Source organism: Janthinobacterium sp. GW456P, assembly GCF_002127655.1.
Classification (GTDB): Bacteria; Pseudomonadota; Gammaproteobacteria; order Burkholderiales; family Burkholderiaceae_D; genus Janthinobacterium.
In genome coordinates, this window is sequence record NZ_NEHB01000031.1 from 29297 (window position 1) to 45314 (window position 16018).

A 16018-nucleotide genomic window follows, 5' to 3' on the forward strand; every position below is an offset into this window, starting at 1 on the left:
CAATCAATTAATGCAATAGAGGGAGAAGAGAACGGCTGGCGGATGGCGGCGTCTCACATCGTTAATTTTTAATAGCTGGCGTTCAGGCTGAAACCAGCCGTATGGCTGGCGGTGCGAAACAGCTCAGGTTTGCGCACGGGCCAGCCGACAAAGGCGTCGTACTGCACGCCCAGCCACTGGCCGCGCAGGCCCACGAAGGCGCCTGTCAGGTTGCGCGCAATCAGCCATTCGGCGGATGGCCCGGCCACTTCGCCATGGTCGACACCCGCATATGCTTCCTGGCCGCTGCTGCCCAGCGGCATGCCGACTTCATTGCGCAGCAGCCAGCCGCGCTCGGCCGACAGGCTGCTTTCGCCGTCATAGCCGCGCACCGTGTAGCGCCCGCCGATGGCGAAGCGGTCTTGCGGCACCAGCGGCGTGCGGTTGTGCTGCATGCGCCAGTTGCCCGAATAGCGCAGCGGCTGGCCGGCGACCTGGAACGGTGCGGACAGGGCCGCGTCGGCCAGGAGCAGCTTGAAACGCGAGGTGCCTTCGCCGAACGCTTCCTCGGGCGCCGCCAGCGCATGCATCGCGCCCGTGCCGCGCCGGTATTGCAGGTTCAGGTCCAGGGTCGCCTGGCCCAGGAATTCGCGATGACCGATACCCAGTTCCCAGCCCGCCATGCGGCGGCGCTGCACTTCCACTTCCGTATCGTCGATAAAGTTTTGCGCGGCGCGCTGCCAGCCGCGCAGGGACACCGTCGTCTTGCGCGACGCGTCGCGGTACACCTGGCGCGAGAGTTTCACTTCGCGATTCTGGCTGGCGCCGCTGTAGTTGTAGTCCTGACTGATGCCGGCCACGGACTGGTGGTAATGGCTGTCGCTCACCGTAAAAGCCAGCAGCCAGTAGGCGTAGGGAATCGAATAGTGGGCCACCATGCCGCCCGTGCCGCGCGGGCCGTTGCGGTCGCGGTCGACGTTCTGGTTCAGGCTCAAATAAAACAAGTCGTTCAGGGTCAGCCAATGGTCATACGACAGGGTCAGGCTGCCCTGCAGTTTTCCTGTCGAGCGCGAGCCGCCATCGTCGAGGCCCAGCGCCAGGCGGAACGGCAAGCCTTGCTTCCACTGGATCTGCAAGTCGCTCTCGCCCGGCTTGGCGTTGCCGCCCTCAGCCGGCATGATCTGGATATCGGCTTCGGCCGTCGGCACGCGCTTGAAATTCTCCAGCGCCTGTTCCGTGTCGCGCACATTGAGCAAGTCGCCCGGCCGCGCCGGCACGGCGTTCCACCAGGTGGCGCGCGGATTGGTGCCCGGCGCAAAGCCGATCTGACGGATGCGCCCAGGTATCACGCTCAAGGCCAGGGTGCCACGGCTCAAGTCCTGCGGCTCGGCCAGCACGCGCGTGGTGACATAGCCGCGCGCGATGATGGCGTTTTGCATGCGCCCCATCAGCACATTGATGGCCTGCGTCCCCAGGCAGCGCCCCAGCGGAGAATCAGGCGCGCCCAGCTCATCGCGACTGGTGGCATCCAATGCCCACTGGAACTGCGCGGCATCCGTGCCCCGCAATTCCAGGTGATCGATGGTAAAGCATGGCGCTTCACCTGCCGGCAAGCGGTTGGCGGAGGCGGCTGCGGGCGCGTCGAGCAGGCGCACGTCGGGCTGGCGCTCCTGCTGCTGGCGCAGGAGGCGCTCGCGTTCTTGCTGGCGTATCAGTTCTTGGCTGGCATCGTCGCGCTGGCTCAGGCCAGGCGGATTGGAAAGGGGCGGCGCGATGTCGGGACGGGTCTGCGCGGACACGGCGGCACAAAGCGTGCCGCTAAACAAAAATACACCGCACCATGGCGTCAAGCGCAGGTGCATATGTTGCCTTACGTAATTATTTTCTTAAGTAGATTATAAAATAATTATTTCCACATGGCAATTTTATTTATTTCTTGAGAACTTTACTTCTTTGGTAACTGTCATTCAACTATCCAATTACCACTAGTAAAACAGGTGAGCAGGCGATGGTGATGCGTACCGTATTAACATAACCAAGATTGCGTCAGAATGCCCCCGGCCTCCCAACCGTCTTGATCGGCAAGCTAGGCATCCAGCGCATGCAGCGGGACAAGGCCAGGGTCGTGTAAGATTTACCAAGCTGACCACGCCCCACTTTCGCCAGTCAGGCCATTCACCTTGCCACCCTCTTCGTGGGTCCTCCGGCATGGGCTACCCACCGGCGACGTATGGCTGGCAAAAGGATTGCTTAGGCCACGCACAGGAGTCGGGTAGCACGGTCAGCATCATGTGTAAACTCGCCGGGATTCTCCCTGGCTTCAACCAAGGTAACAATGCAACAAGATGATCAGCAGCACCTAACATGAGCCATCCCTGAACGTCAGATCAGGGCCACCTACGACGTATCGACCATCCGTGTCTATCAAGCCTATCCGGATGCGATCGCGGATGGAGCATTGACGAACGGCACATTTACTTCGCCCCCGTTCAAGATGGAACGCATGACCTGGATTAAACCGTCTTTCTTATGGATGATGTATCGCGCGGGCTGGGGATTCAAAGACGCTGGTCAGCAACGCATACTGGCGATCGATATCAGCAGAGCGGGATTTGAATGGGCACTGGAGCACGGTTGCCTAAGCCACGCGGATGCATCCATGAGCAAGGAGGAATGGTCGGCGAGGAAAGAGGCATCGCCCGTGCGCATCCAATGGGACCCGGAGCGGGATCTGCTGTTGCGGCCGCAAGCTCACAGAGCCATTCAGATCGGCCTCAGCAAAAAGGCGGTAGAACTTTACGTACATCAATGGATAACCAGGGTGGCGGATGTGACGCCGCTGGCCCACGCAATCCATGCGCTGCTCGCCCAAGAAAAGTTTGAGGAAGCAAAGCACATGCTTCCGCAAGAAAAACCGTATTCGTCAGTATTTCATCCACCCTGAACCCTGATATTCAGGAACTCAGGGCGAGGTCAAGCAAGATAGCCCATGCAACGCAGGCCGCCTCTTGGCGAGCTCAACTGCACCCGGATCCCTCCCCTGCGCGGGGCAGGGTCAGCTCCGGCATTCGTACACGATCTCGACATTGGCCGTATCGACCGGAAGGAAGACAAAACAAGGGAGGCCGCCATGCCGCTCCCGGGCGGTAAAATCATTGCTGTTGTCCAGGTTGTGACTGGCAAAACGCTCTCGTTCCTTTCATCACTGTGGAGACGGCTGCGTCGCAGCCGGTCATTCACGAACGTTGTATATCGAAAGGCAATATGTATGTCTGGCAACACCCATATTTCTGAGCGCCTCAAAAGCTGCCGCGAGAATCTGCATATCTCACAAGTGCAGCTTGCCGAACGGGCGGGCATCAATCCCACGCAACTGTATCGCTATGAATCAGGCAAAGCCAAACTGCTTATGGACGCGGCAGAGAAGATTGCCGCGGCCCTCGGCGTCAGCACCGCCTGGCTTGTGCATGGGACATTGCCCATCGCCAGAGGGGCGCAAATCGACCCGCCAGTGCCGGCCGGAGGGGCGCTAATCCTGCATTGTCTGGAACTTCCCCCCGCGCTTGCCGCCGCCGTGACGCACCTGTCCATGCAAAATGGCAGCACCGTCGAAATAGCGCTGCTGGACCTCGCGCGTCAAGGCCTCGATGCCATCCAAAAAAAAGCCTTGGATTGCGCCGAGGCCGCAAGCAAGAGCGAGAAATAGCCGAATCACTGCCTTGCTGAAAAATCGCGGTAGATGGAGTGGTGCACCTCTCGCGGAAATACCCGGAGCGTGATTCATGCGCTGACCTGTGTAGTCAAAAAACTGCCTGATGGCTGGGTGGCGTCATTGACCTGGGATCGCGGTGCAGACGTCAATGCAAGTATTTCCGTGGCGCGACGGATCAAGCGCACGCACATCAAAAAAATGGCCATTGATAATTCTTTTTGAATTATCAACGGCCATCAATTTTTCACTTTAAATCAAGCAGTTAAAGCGAACCCATCACTCCCTCTCGATTGTCAATGAAGTTGCAATATACTTGATTTTTCAATGTTTTCCACGTTACTCAATTACCGATACCATCAAAAATACCCTCATCGCCAAAATCCGTTATTGCGGGTTTGTCGCCGGCGGAGATGGGAGAGGAAAGTCCACTCACTCACCCCCGCCAGCAGATTCTTCTGAGCGATGATGCCTTCGTTTCGGCACATCAGCAATCACAGCGGTCCAATGCATTCAAAGATGCGCCAAGGCGGCAGCGTCGCGCAGTCACACCGTCACTCGCGCAATATCAGGCCCGCTATAGCGACAGAGACGAGGAAATGGCACGCGCCTATCTCTCAACCGCTTTTACCATGTCCCATATCGCCGCCGCTTTTCACGTCTCAAGCAGGACAGTCAGTCGGGACATATCGGCATTTGATGAAGGGCAACTTGCTGCAGATCGAGACGACCAAAGCTGAGATCGTGTACAAATGGCGGACTAGCTCAACCTGACCCCGGCCTCCCAAATCTATTCCAGCCATTCTTTTATCTCGCCCTATTAAACCAACCGCTTTCTATCAGCTTTTCCCTATAGACTGCATCCGCAAAAAAATTCGAGTTTACATCCAATGAATCAATAGCAGAAATATATTCTTCAGGCGGATAATATTTATGGACTTCAATCAAGTGTATTATTTCAATGGGTGATGCATAAATGCATTTCTCAGAAGGAATCCAAACCTCCGCACTTGGCAACACTTTACCATTTTCGTCCAACAATTCCAATTCTCCGCAACTCTGACAAATCGGCGATTCACGAAGCGGATCAACTAGAGGTTGAAATGTACTAGTGCCACTAACCACTAATTTCAGCTTTCGAAGTGTCGACGTAGGCACATCCCCAACTGGGAATTTCTCAAAAATATTTAACCAGCCTACATTTCTTACTCCATCCATAACAAATGGAGAAATTTGATACGTATAACTTGTCAAATCATAAAAATATTTGATTTCAGTCAATTTCATTTCCTAGGAATAAACGGAACAACTTGGCCAATCAATAACTTCTATGATAATTAGTTAATGTTCCATCAATGATATTGAACTGAGCAGATTTTTCCTCCCATTCAGAATCAGTCTCAAAACCAATGCCCACACTTACAATTCCATTACTTTCCGATACTGAAGTGAATTGCGAACATTTCCCAAGAGATGGGGCTTTAAATGCCCGTTGAAGAATACCTTCATATGAATACAAAAGAAGATTTGATGAGCCAAACTCATCAAATCTACCAACAATTGCGATCAAGCTTTTACTCTTCAAGTTGGCAACCCCAAGCGGAGGCATCTTCATTTCAACTCTAATACTATTAGCATTGAAACCCCATAAAACAGTGGAATTATTATCCCAAATCGACCAATCTATTTTTAAAATATCACGCCCTTTAGATTATAACTCCAACAATCCGGCAATTACACAGGTGGACCAATGGGCTTCAAATAATTCGTTCTTACATTCCACTTCATATCCAATTCAATCTGCAATATACTCTTATCACCGGGGAGAAGACGACCAGTCATTTGATCAATCTGAGGACCTATCGGCCCTTCAAATGAATTAAATTTATTTATAACCTCATAACACTGCTTAAAAGAAATATCTGGCTTAAACTCCTCTGCTATAGCAGGTTGATTACGCGCAAACGATTTAACAGTGTGGAACGGGGTCAGGTCCGCCATTCAGACACAAACTCAGCCATGCCGATGTCTAAACCTGTACGCAGCCTCAATGCCAATGCACATTGCTCAGGTACCGTCTACCGCATGACGCGACCAATTAGACTTGAGTTCGCCGGTGCCCTTTGCCACGTTACTTCGCGCGGCGACCAGCGTGGCACCATTTACGGGATGGTACCGATCGCCTTGCTTGGCAGGAAGTATTGGCACGGGCGTGTGAACGATATCATTTTGTCGTGCACAGTTTTTGCCAAATGAGCAATCATTATCACCCACTCGTTTAAACGGTCGATGCGAATCTGTCCCAAGGTATGCGCCAACTGAATGGCATTTATACCCAGTATTTCAACCGACGCCATAACCTTGTCGGGCAGGTATTGCAAAGCCGCTACAAAGCCATCTTGGTGCAGAAAGAAAACTATCTGTTGGAATTGGCCCGCTACATCATCTTGAATCCAGTCCGGGCGCCCCTGGTGGCATCACCCGATGACTGGTACTGGAGCAGCCATCACTACTTTTTGAACAATTTAGTGCCTCCATGCTGGTTGACGCGGGACTGGCTCTTGAGCCAGTTTGGCGCCACACGCGACGAGGCGGTCGCCAACTATTATCGGTTTGTCGCGGCCGGTATGGGTGAAACTACTCCGCTCGCCCACACCTGCCACCAAGTGCTACTGGGCGATGACACCTTCGTTTCAGCACATCAGCAATCGCAGCGATCCAATGCATTCAAAGATGCGCCAAGGCAGCAACGCCGCGCAGTCACACTGTCACTCACGCAAAATCAAGCCCGCTATAGCGACAGAGGCGAAGCAATGGCACGCGCTTATCTGTCAACCGCGTTTACCATGTCCCATATTGCCGCCGCTTTTCACGTCTCGAGCAGGACAGTCAGTCGAGCCGTATCGACATTTAGTAAGACGCAACCTGCTGCAGATCGAGACGACTAAGGCTGAGATCCTGTACGAATGCCGGACCTGACCCCGGCCGGTTGCTGAAGCCAATCGTGAACCGCAGGCATGCTTGCATGTACCGTCGGCACGACCACCACTATTATTACATGGTCCCAGCCTTGCAGAACTTGAATCCGAAGTAAGTGCTATTCATGCCCGGAGCACCGACGCCGCTGGTCGGCGCATGCGTAAGGATGCTTCAGTGATGCTGGCCGGTGTTGCCTCCTATCCACGCGACGGTACTGAATACGACTACTGGAAGAAAGCCTCCGTCGCATGGCTACAACTCGAATTCGGGGATGGTCTTCGTACCGTGGTCGAGCACACCGATGAGGCTCACCCACATTTGCATTTCTACGTCGTAAATCCCGTCGGCGGTATGTGAAGGATATTCATCCCGGCTTTCGTTCAACAAAGGGCGCACAAACGCCTAAGGAGCAACATTTTACCTACAACACAGCGATGCGCGCATTTCAAGATCGATTCTGGGAGCACGTGGCGGGTCTTTCGGGCCTTGCCAAAACACTGGCACCAATCAGCGCAGCTTCGCCATACTCTCCTTTTTGCACAGAACGTGTGGCGTCGACTGTAGCCTGATATGGGTCGACAGCCTTAAGCGTATCAAAGTCGCCATCTGCGGCTAGACTTGGACCGATTAGGGGGATTGCACCAAGCATTCCTCTTCGAGTCTGTTTGAAAAGATTGTCAGCTCGATCAAGAAGACTTGGCGTGTTTGCCGAATCAAAGTCGGCCGATATTTCCTGATTTGCGACCTTAGCTACTTTTGAGGAACAGTGGCCATAGGTTCCTTGGCGGGCTCGTCGGCGGCGACAGCCTCAGGCAGCGATTTCAAGCACTTCCATCGCCCCACCTTAAGCTTTCCAATGTGCTTCCGCATCTCGCTATACAACGGGTGTCGCTCATCAAGAATAAGCATTGCCCCTCCATGCGTCTCTTCACTTGAGATCAGGTTCAGGTGAATGACTCCGGCGCGATCTATGGATACATAAGCGACACAGGGTTGCTGCTTACTGTCAGCCCCGCTTGCCATTACGCACCAAAGCGTTGCAACAAAACAAAACAAGATTCGCATCGATTTCACTGGCAACCTCCATTGGCGCTTAAACACTTGGGCAGGCTTTTCATATAGTCATAGGTTTCTGGCCAATCGCGCTTGAGCGATTTATCACGGCTGTAGTATCTCGCAACGCCTTCTGCAAAATGCTCTTTGGGATCACCTTTAAAATATGGATTGATATCATGTCGGCCATAGAAATCCCTCCTTCTCGCAACATCAAAAAGCGGCGCAGACGACAAGACTCCACGAGGATCAATCGAGTGCCCGAACTCATGATAGAAGAGATCAGAGCTACCATTCCCGTACTTCCCAGATAACGATACAACCAAGGCTCGCGGGCTCTTCCAGGCATTTTCCTCCACAGAGAAATCAATATACCCCCCGGGGATTTTGTCCCAAGTAACTTTTCCCCAACCCGGTGCGGTTTTGCCTGTGAGACTTGGGAATGCATCTGCTACGGAATCCGGAACAGTTATAAGTTGATTGCCAAAATCTTTAAAGCGTTGCTTAAGCTCATTCGGAAGACCGTCAAATTTAGCCTGAATCGAAGCTGCAGTTTCCCGGCCATTTCCCACACCAGGAGGAGCCGCACTGCCGTCGTTGGTGTTTGCCGAGTCAACTAGCTCGCTTTTGAGGGGTTTGCATCACGCTTAATGAAAAACCAATAATTAAATACGAACCAAAGGAGCCACCGGGCACTTCCGGTCACCTCCCAAAAATTTCTCGCAGAGCGCAGTACTGATTCGCTCCCAGAGAGTTCTATGGTGTACCGGATTATCGTTACGCTATCAATGATGGCCATGACGGCCATCATAAACAGCAGGCATACCAGAGCCACCTTCGCTTTGCGAAGCCTATACAACGCTCCCAAAAGAGCTATTAGATACACACCAAACAAGGCCACCGAGAAATACGAAATTGGCATAGCCCAAGCGTCCAAAAGACTCTCATCGGTAACTGGCGAGACCAACAATTGCACACGAGGTAACAGCCAAAGCAATCCGATCAGAATGCTGCTAATAGCGACGCTCCACTCAGATTTGGACGGGAAGCCTTTGGGCGCCGGAATACGAACTGATTTATGCATAACTTTTACCTCTTCGGGCCATAGTAGAAAATTTGCTTGGGATTATCCCCAGGAGGTTGCACCTGCACGGCATGGTACGCACCGGGATTATTTTTCGCCCAGTAGGCGTCCGCCGGGGACGTTCCCTGACAGGGCCAGAGGACACACCAAAACTATAGACCCACGGGTGGGTATGCTCGAGCAGCAGGACTCGATATCCTTCTGGGGCCGGAATAATTTTTGGCAAAGGAATCGTGCTGTACTCCCCGGTCTTCGGGTTAAAGACAGGGTTGTATTGCCGGTCATACAGAAGGCTTCCATCCTTATTGTTGACATACACAACCAAGGACTGCTCTTTAGGTTTCTCACCAATGCCTAAGAAACCGTTCAGGAGAGTTCCTTACGAATCCTTCCAAATTTGATCCTCAAGCCGGACTAGCTCCGGATTGTTGTCCCGAGCAAGTGCAAGTTCCTTTGGAACTGTGTCCCTAAATGACACCCCACGGTTGTTCGTGAACTCCGCATTAAACCAGTAGGTGCCGATGCGCTGTCCGTCACGGTTGGAGTTGTGATTGCCGAAGAAACTTTTGGTGTCTTCGCACCATTGCCACCACTGGTTTCCGTACTGTTTGAGCCAGTAGACTCTTGCCCAGAATTAGTGACCGTTGGGACGCCATTCTGCATCCGACAATTGACCTTTTCACCGCATAGTTGCGCAGTAATGCCACTGACCCATGATCCTATGTTACCCAATGCTGAAAATCCTGTTGGATCCATCAAATTCGTCGGGTTATTCCACACATAAGTATAGCGGTTATAACTCTGGCTATGCTCCGGATCTTGGATAATCGGGTCAGCACTCATGAAGCGCGCTACTTGCAGGTCATACACGCGTCCATTCATGTGCACCAGATCCAGGCGATCAAGCATTTCGTGGCCAGTAAAGCCACGGTTGTCCGTCACGCCATCGAGGCTGTCCGGGGTTGCGTCGCCCCCCAGGTTGCGCCTCTTGCCCCAGCTGTCGTACGCCAGGCGCTCGCGCAATGCACCGGTAGCATCACTGATCGCCACCACGCTTTCGAGCCGATCCAGATGGGTCCAGTTGAACGTGGGGGCGCCGACTGTCGTTAGTACAAATAATGTCCACTATGACAACCGACGCCGGGTATTGGCATTGGTCGTACTTCTTAAGTACCTGATATAGCCCCCCATTGCACTACATTAGGACATCGTCATGGAGTGACTTGGCCGCATTTTCGGTAAAAGGCCCGGGACTATTTTCGACCTCCCTCACCTTTTGTTCCCGCCACTACCAGTGAACTGGTGATACGGTTTACCGAGTCGTAGCAATGCCGGCACTGCACTAGTCAGCGAGAGCAAGGATATGTTCAACACTGTTGCCACAGCAACGCTGGCTACAAACTGACGGTGCCATACGCCTTTAAATTCACGGTATTGGGAATTTCCGCCATCGACAGAACCCGCAGATGTGGAACCACCCGCTCGGCCAAAGCGCGAACATGACGCCGCAAATCGGGTGAACACAGCAACACCGGTAACATATTTGCCTTCATCATACGTTCGGATTGGCTTGCCAGACGCGTCAGCAGCTGTTCCGCATACTTAGGCTCCACCACCAGCGTACTACCCAATTCGGCGCCGCGCACGCTTTGCATCAGGTTCTGCTCGATGGCAGGATCTAGAGTCAACACATTAAGTGCTGCTGTATCCCCAAGCAGAGATTGACAGATCGCAGATCCCAACTTCTGACGCACCAGCTCCGTTAAATAGTTCAGGTCTTTGCTGTTTTTACCCATATCGATCAAGGTTTCCAGTATGCCTTCCAGATTACGGATCGAGACCTTCTCCCTCAACAAGTTTTGCAGGACTTTTTGGACATCGCCAACCGACATAACGGTCGGAATCAGCTCTTCGACCATGCCCGGCTGCTGTTGCCGCACCCGTTGCAACAGCCGTTCGGTTTCCGCGCGGGTCAACAACATAGCCGACTGCTGTTTCAGCACCTCGCTTAAATGCGTAATGAACACGGTACTGGCGTCGACCAGCGTGTAGCGGGAAGCACGCGCAAATTCCTTCTCGCTATCCTCGATCCATACCGCGGCCAGGCCATATGTAGGCTCGCGAGTTTCGATCCCCTTCAGCGGCCGTGCTTCTCCCCCCGAATGAATGGCCAGGGTACGATCGCTCATGATCTCGCCGCGTCCGGCAGGCACACCGAATACCTGCAGCTCATACGCATTGACCGATAAATGCGCAGCGGCGCGAAATCGCACGCGCGGCAACACCATGCCCGACTCCAGCGCATATTGCTTGCGTATTGCCGCGATGCGCTCCATGAAAACCGTTTTCTCGCCATCGACCAGCGGCGACAGACCCGCACCGACCAACACTTCAATCGGCTCCACTTTCAACATCTCGTAGGCATCCTGATCGTCCGCCTCTTTATGCTCCGACTTGTCCAGATCGACCTTGCCGGCATCACCTTGACCACGCTTATGCACCAGGATGGCGGCCAACAACAATACGGCAATAATGGACAGCACCGGCAGCACCGGAATACCAGGCAAGAAAATTAAAATACACAGTGCAGCGGCCACCACCAGCAACGTCTTCGGAAAAGAAGTCAGCTGCCGCAGCACTTCTGCACTCAGATTCCCATCGGAAGCAGAGCGGGTCACAATAATGCCGGTGCCAACTGCGATCACCAGCGCTGGCACCTGGGTCACGATACCGTCGCCGACCGTCAACAAGGTAAAGGTTTGCAATGCCTGGTCCCAGCGCATGCCCATTTGCATGACGCCAATCACCAGGCCGCCAATAATATTAATCAAGAGAATCACAATACCAGCGATCGCGTCCCCTTTGACGAATTTACTGGCGCCATCCATCGCCCCATAAAACCCAGTTTCCTTTTCCAGCGTTTTGCGCCGCCGCTTGGCCTCTTCCTGATCGATGAAACCCATGTTCAGGTCCGCATCGATACTCATTTGCTGGCCAGGCATGCTGTCGAGGGTAAAACGCGCCGCCACTTCCGACACGCGCTGAGCGCCATTCGTCACGACGACATACTGCACTACCACCAAAATCAGGAAAACGATCAGTCCAATCACATAATTGCCGCCCACGACATAGGCGCCGATCGAGGCAATTACGCGACCTGCATCAGCGTCGGACAGAATCAAGCGCGTCGCCGCCACATTGAGCGATAGGCGGAACAGGGTGGCGATCAGCAGCAGCGAGGGAAAGGTGGAAAACTCCACGGGCCTGCTGATATAAAACGTCAGCAACAGGATCAGCAAGGCAAAGCTGACGTTGGTCAGTATCAGGAAATCAAGCACAGCCGACGGTATTGGCACAAATAGTACCGTCAATATGCCCACCACCAGTAACACCATCACTAGGTCCGTATTGCTGCTAAAAATACGACGTAAAGCTGACATCAAACTACCTTTCCAGAAGCACGCCTTGCATCGCGCATTGTATAAACCCAGATCATGATCTTGGCGATCTGCGGATAAAGTTTCTCGGGCACAAACGCTTCTTCGCCGACTTCCCGAAATAATATCCGCGCCAACATTTTATTTTGCACAACAGGAATATTATGGCGTCCCGCCAGCTCCCGCATGCGCCGCGCCATCTCGCCCGCCCCTTTGGCAACCACCTGCGGGGCGCTAGACTTCCCGTGCTGATACCGTAATGCTACTGCCAACCGGGTCGGATTGGTGATCAATACGTCGGCCGACGGCACGTTCGCCAAGCCCTTGCTACGTTTCAATACTTCCTTGCGCAACTCACGGATGCGCGCACGGATGCGCGGATCCCCCTCGCGGTTCTTTGACTCATCCTTGACGTCGCGTTTGCTCATGCGCATGCGCTTGGCAAATTCCCAGCGGGTAAATCCAAAATCGACCAAGCCAATGAACAACAAGGTCAGCACCAACTTGACCAGCAAGGTTCCTATCAAGCCGATCAGCAGGCGCGAGTAAGCCTTGGCATCCAGCGATGGCAACCCCATCAGCCCCGGGATGAGGTCGCGCACCAGGAAGTACGCCACCGTGCCAAGAATCGCCAACTTGATCAGGCTCTTGGCCGTCTCAAACAGGGTCCGCATGGAAAACACGCGCTTCAGGCCAGTTGCCGGGTTGAGCCGGTTCAAATCCGGAATCAACGGATGAAAACTGAATATCGGCCCCGTCTGAAATAAGTTGATCAAGACGGCGACGACAGCCAAAGTCAGGAACAACGTCCCCATGATGCTCAGCATATCTGTCAGCAACTGGGCTATCCAGGCAGCCATGCCATCAACGCTCCAGTCCGCTTGATTGCCATGGGACAGAATTTTATGCTGCAGCAAACCAATACGTTGCCATGCATCCCACCCGCTGCCATAGATAGTCACCACCACCGCAGCCAGCATAGCCAAGGCATTGAGGTCATTGCTACGCGGCACAGACCCCTTCTTGCGCGCCTCATCCAGTTTGTGGGGGGTAGCCTGTTCCGATAAATCTGCATCTTGACTGGACATTTAGGTCAGCACCTGTTCCCAATAACTAAAAATCGAACTGTAGACGCGCCCCATGGCCGGCCCCATCGAGCCGACGGTCAGGGCCAGCACCGCCACACCGGTAAAAATCTTCACGGGTACCCCGACCACGAATACATTCATTTGCGGCAACACACGTGAGACCACGGCCAGTGCTGTCTCTGCCAGCAGCAAGCAAAAAATGACGGGAATGATCAGCGCCACGCCCAGAGAGAACATCACACCAAACTGACGTATCACGGCGTCGAGCGCAAAACCGGCAAAGCCGCCTCCTGGCGCAGTGACCTGTAACGAAAAAGCTAGTCCGCGCAGCAGTGCATGATGGCCATCCATGCCAAAAAATACAGCCACAGCAAGCAGGTTGAGCATGCTCGCAAACAAGGGGGCGCTGGTACGTGCCACGGGATCATACACATTGCCGATACCGAAGCCGCTCTGAATATCCAATATCTTGCCAGCGAGAGAAAATGCACCGAAGGCAGCGAAAACGCCAAACGCCAATGTAGCGCCATTGGCCACCTCGGCCATGGCAGCCAGCACCACCGGCCCCATCGCCAGTGGCGCAGTGGAAGGCCGGACATCCAGTCCGGCCACCAGCATCACGCTCAACGCCAGCGTAAACAGCACGCGCACCGTCACCATGCCGGTCAGGCTGGAGAAAATGGGCGTCATCACCAGCACGACCCCGATCCGCAGCGCTGTATAGAAGACGGCCATGAACCATGCCGGATCGATATCGACAGCCATAAGACAAATCCGGATGTATTAAAAATAGGTGGGTATATTACTGATCAATGTGACTGAAAACGCAATCAGCCGCTTCAGCATCCACGGTCCGCACACCACCAGAACGACCACCGCAGCGATAATTTTGGGAATGAACGTGAGGGATGCTTCCTGCACCTGGGTCACCACTTGCACCACGCTGACCAGCAAACCGACTGCCAGCGTTACCGCCAGCAACGGTGCAGCAATCAACACGGCATTCCACAATACGTCGGCCAGCAGTTGCAGCGCCAAGTCCGGCCTCAACCGTCGCTCCTTGCGTTTTGTTGCACAACACCCTGCACCACTTTGCCCAAGTCATCCTCAAATACACCCTTCTGTGACGAAAGCAATTTGAAAGCCAGCTGGCGGAATGCGAGAGGATCGACCGTATCTCCGGCCAGTATCATCTGGGCATAGCGGGCAGACAAACCGCGTGGATCCAGTCCCAGGGCCCGTTCGATGCTCTTTTCAGCCTGGTCCCGCTCACCCAGTTGCGCCTGGACCACAGCCAGTGCCCCGTGACTTTCGCCAAAATTGCGGTCCATTGCCAGTGCCTGCTCGAATACCTGCCGTGCACCCGCTAGGTCCTGCTCGAACAACCGGCACCAGCCGAGCAAGTGCCAGCTGCCGATATGCGACGGTAGAAACTTGACCGCTTGTTCCAGCTGCGTCCGCGCCGCGCTCAGATCGTTAACGAGCAGGCTACTCATGCCAAGCCCGGCCCAGCTGCGCCCCTCCTGCGGATGACGTGCAATGACTTGTCCGAAACGCTCCACCGCGGCAGCTGTATCGAACCGTGCCAGTGCCATCGAGCCACTTACCATCAGTGCCTCGAGCGGCGGCATCGGATCTGCCAGAGCGGCCAAGCTCAGGCGCTCAGCCTGAGCCGCATCGCCGGCATCCATGTAGACCAGGCTCGCCACGGACAGGAAGCGGTGGTCGGTACTGCAATGCGATTCCTGCGCCGCGATCAACGCGACCGCCTCATCCATCCTGCCCGCATGATGCAGCGCACGCAACAGCAAGGTCACGGCCTCTGGCCATATGCCGGCGGCCAAGCCGAATGGCGCAAGTGCCTGGGCCGCATCGGCATAACGCGCCAGCCAAAAATAGCAATATGCCAGGTTATAGGCCAGATGCATGTCGGCATGAAGCGCGAGCAATGGAACAAACACGGTTGCAGCGTCGTCCCAGCGCTGCTGCGCCATCAGTACATTGCCGCGCAGCGACTGGAAAAAAGCATCTCCTGGAAACAGCGCCAGCGCAGCGTCGGCATAGCCAGCGGCTGCCTCCAGGCGGCCCAATTCCAGGCATTGATCAATCACCGTCGCCAACAGGTTGCGGTTGACGGGATCCGATTTCAAATATTGTTCGGTGCGCTCAAGCCGGCTTACCGCTTCCGTCAGATTGCTTGGTTCTGGCTGCATAGGTGTCAAATCTCATTCAAAAACCAGGACTATCCTGGTCACACATCAAACATAGGGGCGCTTCATTGCGCCGCCCGCTACCCTCCGGCCAGCAAATGACCGATGGCGCTCTGTATCATTACTGCGCTGACGGCATCATTCTCCATGGCCGACTGGATATCATCGAGCACTTGATAAAACTTCGGATCGTGCGCCAATGCTTCGCCGAAATGCGCCAACAGCACAGCCTCTAGGAATACCCGGAATGCCTTGCGGCCACGCTGCGGGTCATCCTGTGCGATTTGCTTCACGCGCTGTTGAATCAGGCCGCTCAACTTATGCGCCGCGTAATCGTCCTCGGCCACTTTGCGGGGCGCGGTGCGTCCTTTGCGTTCCTGCACGGACGCAGCACCGCCCAGTTGCGTCTGGATCAGCGTGACGAGTTGCGTAACCGAAGCAATCGACGATGTCATGTCAGTCCATATCAAGTGAGATAA

16 protein-coding genes are annotated in these 16018 nt (G+C 54.3%); 5 read left to right on the forward strand and 11 right to left on the reverse strand.

The genetic code is table 11. The annotated features are described in order from the left end of the window. Positions 1–68: 68 nt before the first annotated feature. Positions 69–1841, reverse strand: coding sequence for a ShlB/FhaC/HecB family hemolysin secretion/activation protein (locus tag CBW66_RS23100; RefSeq protein ID WP_086139145.1), 1773 nt, complete (start codon positions 1839–1841; stop codon positions 69–71). Positions 1842–2365: 524 nt separating this feature from the next. On the opposite strand from CBW66_RS23100, the gene CBW66_RS23105 reads away from it, so the two are divergent. The 3 genes from CBW66_RS23105 (at position 2366) to CBW66_RS29095 (ending at position 3913) form a co-directional block, all read left to right on the forward strand. Further along, positions 2366–2923 (forward strand): DUF4291 domain-containing protein, encoded by a 558-nt coding sequence (locus CBW66_RS23105; protein ID WP_276206271.1) that lies wholly within the window; start codon positions 2366–2368, stop codon positions 2921–2923. Positions 2924–3247: 324 nt separating this feature from the next. Further along, complete coding sequence (locus CBW66_RS29090; RefSeq protein WP_170932964.1) at positions 3248–3685, forward strand: helix-turn-helix transcriptional regulator; 438 nt, start codon at positions 3248–3250, stop codon at positions 3683–3685. A 69-nt stretch (positions 3686–3754) separates the two neighbouring features. Continuing rightward, complete coding sequence (locus tag CBW66_RS29095) at positions 3755–3913, forward strand: hypothetical protein (protein ID WP_170932965.1); 159 nt, start codon at positions 3755–3757, stop codon at positions 3911–3913. Positions 3914–4495: 582 nt separating this feature from the next. Here CBW66_RS29095 and CBW66_RS28710 read toward each other — a convergent pair. Continuing rightward, a complete protein-coding gene (locus CBW66_RS28710; protein WP_139841690.1) occupies positions 4496–4969 on the reverse strand; it encodes a hypothetical protein in 474 nt (157 codons plus the stop codon). Between the two features lie 37 nt (positions 4970–5006). Beyond that, positions 5007–5303: a hypothetical protein gene (locus tag CBW66_RS28715; RefSeq protein ID WP_139841691.1), complete on the reverse strand. Its 297-nt coding sequence runs from the start codon at positions 5301–5303 to the stop codon at positions 5007–5009. Positions 5304–5997: 694 nt separating this feature from the next. On the opposite strand from CBW66_RS28715, the gene CBW66_RS23115 reads away from it, so the two are divergent. Next, a complete protein-coding gene (locus tag CBW66_RS23115; protein ID WP_230492351.1) occupies positions 5998–6636 on the forward strand; it encodes an addiction module toxin RelE in 639 nt (212 codons plus the stop codon). A 187-nt stretch (positions 6637–6823) separates the two neighbouring features. Beyond that, on the forward strand, positions 6824–7024 hold the full coding sequence (locus tag CBW66_RS28720; RefSeq protein ID WP_139841692.1) for a hypothetical protein: 201 nt from the start codon (positions 6824–6826) through the stop codon (positions 7022–7024). 713 nt (positions 7025–7737) lie between these two features. On the opposite strand, the gene CBW66_RS28725 is transcribed toward CBW66_RS28720, so the two are convergent. The 8 genes from CBW66_RS28725 to CBW66_RS23155 form a co-directional block, all read right to left on the reverse strand. Then, positions 7738–8292: a hypothetical protein gene (locus CBW66_RS28725; protein ID WP_139841693.1), complete on the reverse strand. Its 555-nt coding sequence runs from the start codon at positions 8290–8292 to the stop codon at positions 7738–7740. A 926-nt stretch (positions 8293–9218) separates the two neighbouring features. Then, on the reverse strand, positions 9219–9854 hold the full coding sequence (locus CBW66_RS23125) for an RHS repeat-associated core domain-containing protein (protein WP_170932966.1): 636 nt from the start codon (positions 9852–9854) through the stop codon (positions 9219–9221). A 344-nt stretch (positions 9855–10198) separates the two neighbouring features. Continuing rightward, the gene (gene flhA / locus CBW66_RS23130) at positions 10199–12244 is read right to left on the reverse strand and encodes a flagellar biosynthesis protein FlhA (RefSeq protein WP_086139151.1); all 2046 of its coding nucleotides are present in this window, start codon (positions 12242–12244) and stop codon (positions 10199–10201) included. Then, positions 12244–13329: a flagellar biosynthesis protein FlhB gene (locus tag CBW66_RS23135; protein WP_086139152.1), complete on the reverse strand. Its 1086-nt coding sequence runs from the start codon at positions 13327–13329 to the stop codon at positions 12244–12246. Before CBW66_RS23135 ends, flhA begins: the two co-directional genes overlap by 1 nt. Next, positions 13330–14094 carry a flagellar biosynthetic protein FliR gene (locus tag CBW66_RS23140; protein ID WP_086139153.1) on the reverse strand — a complete coding sequence of 255 codons (765 nt, stop codon included), beginning with the start codon at positions 14092–14094 and terminating at the stop codon, positions 13330–13332. An 18-nt stretch (positions 14095–14112) separates the two neighbouring features. Further along, positions 14113–14367, reverse strand: a complete 255-nt coding sequence (locus tag CBW66_RS23145; protein WP_230492350.1) for a flagellar biosynthetic protein FliQ — start codon at positions 14365–14367, stop codon at positions 14113–14115. 8 nt (positions 14368–14375) lie between these two features. Continuing rightward, positions 14376–15542, reverse strand: a complete 1167-nt coding sequence (locus tag CBW66_RS23150; protein WP_086139155.1) for a tetratricopeptide repeat protein — start codon at positions 15540–15542, stop codon at positions 14376–14378. A 77-nt stretch (positions 15543–15619) separates the two neighbouring features. Continuing rightward, entirely contained in the window at positions 15620–15994 is a 375-nt protein-coding gene (locus tag CBW66_RS23155; RefSeq protein WP_086139156.1) for a hypothetical protein, read from the reverse strand. Between the last annotated feature and the right edge of the window lie 24 nt (positions 15995–16018).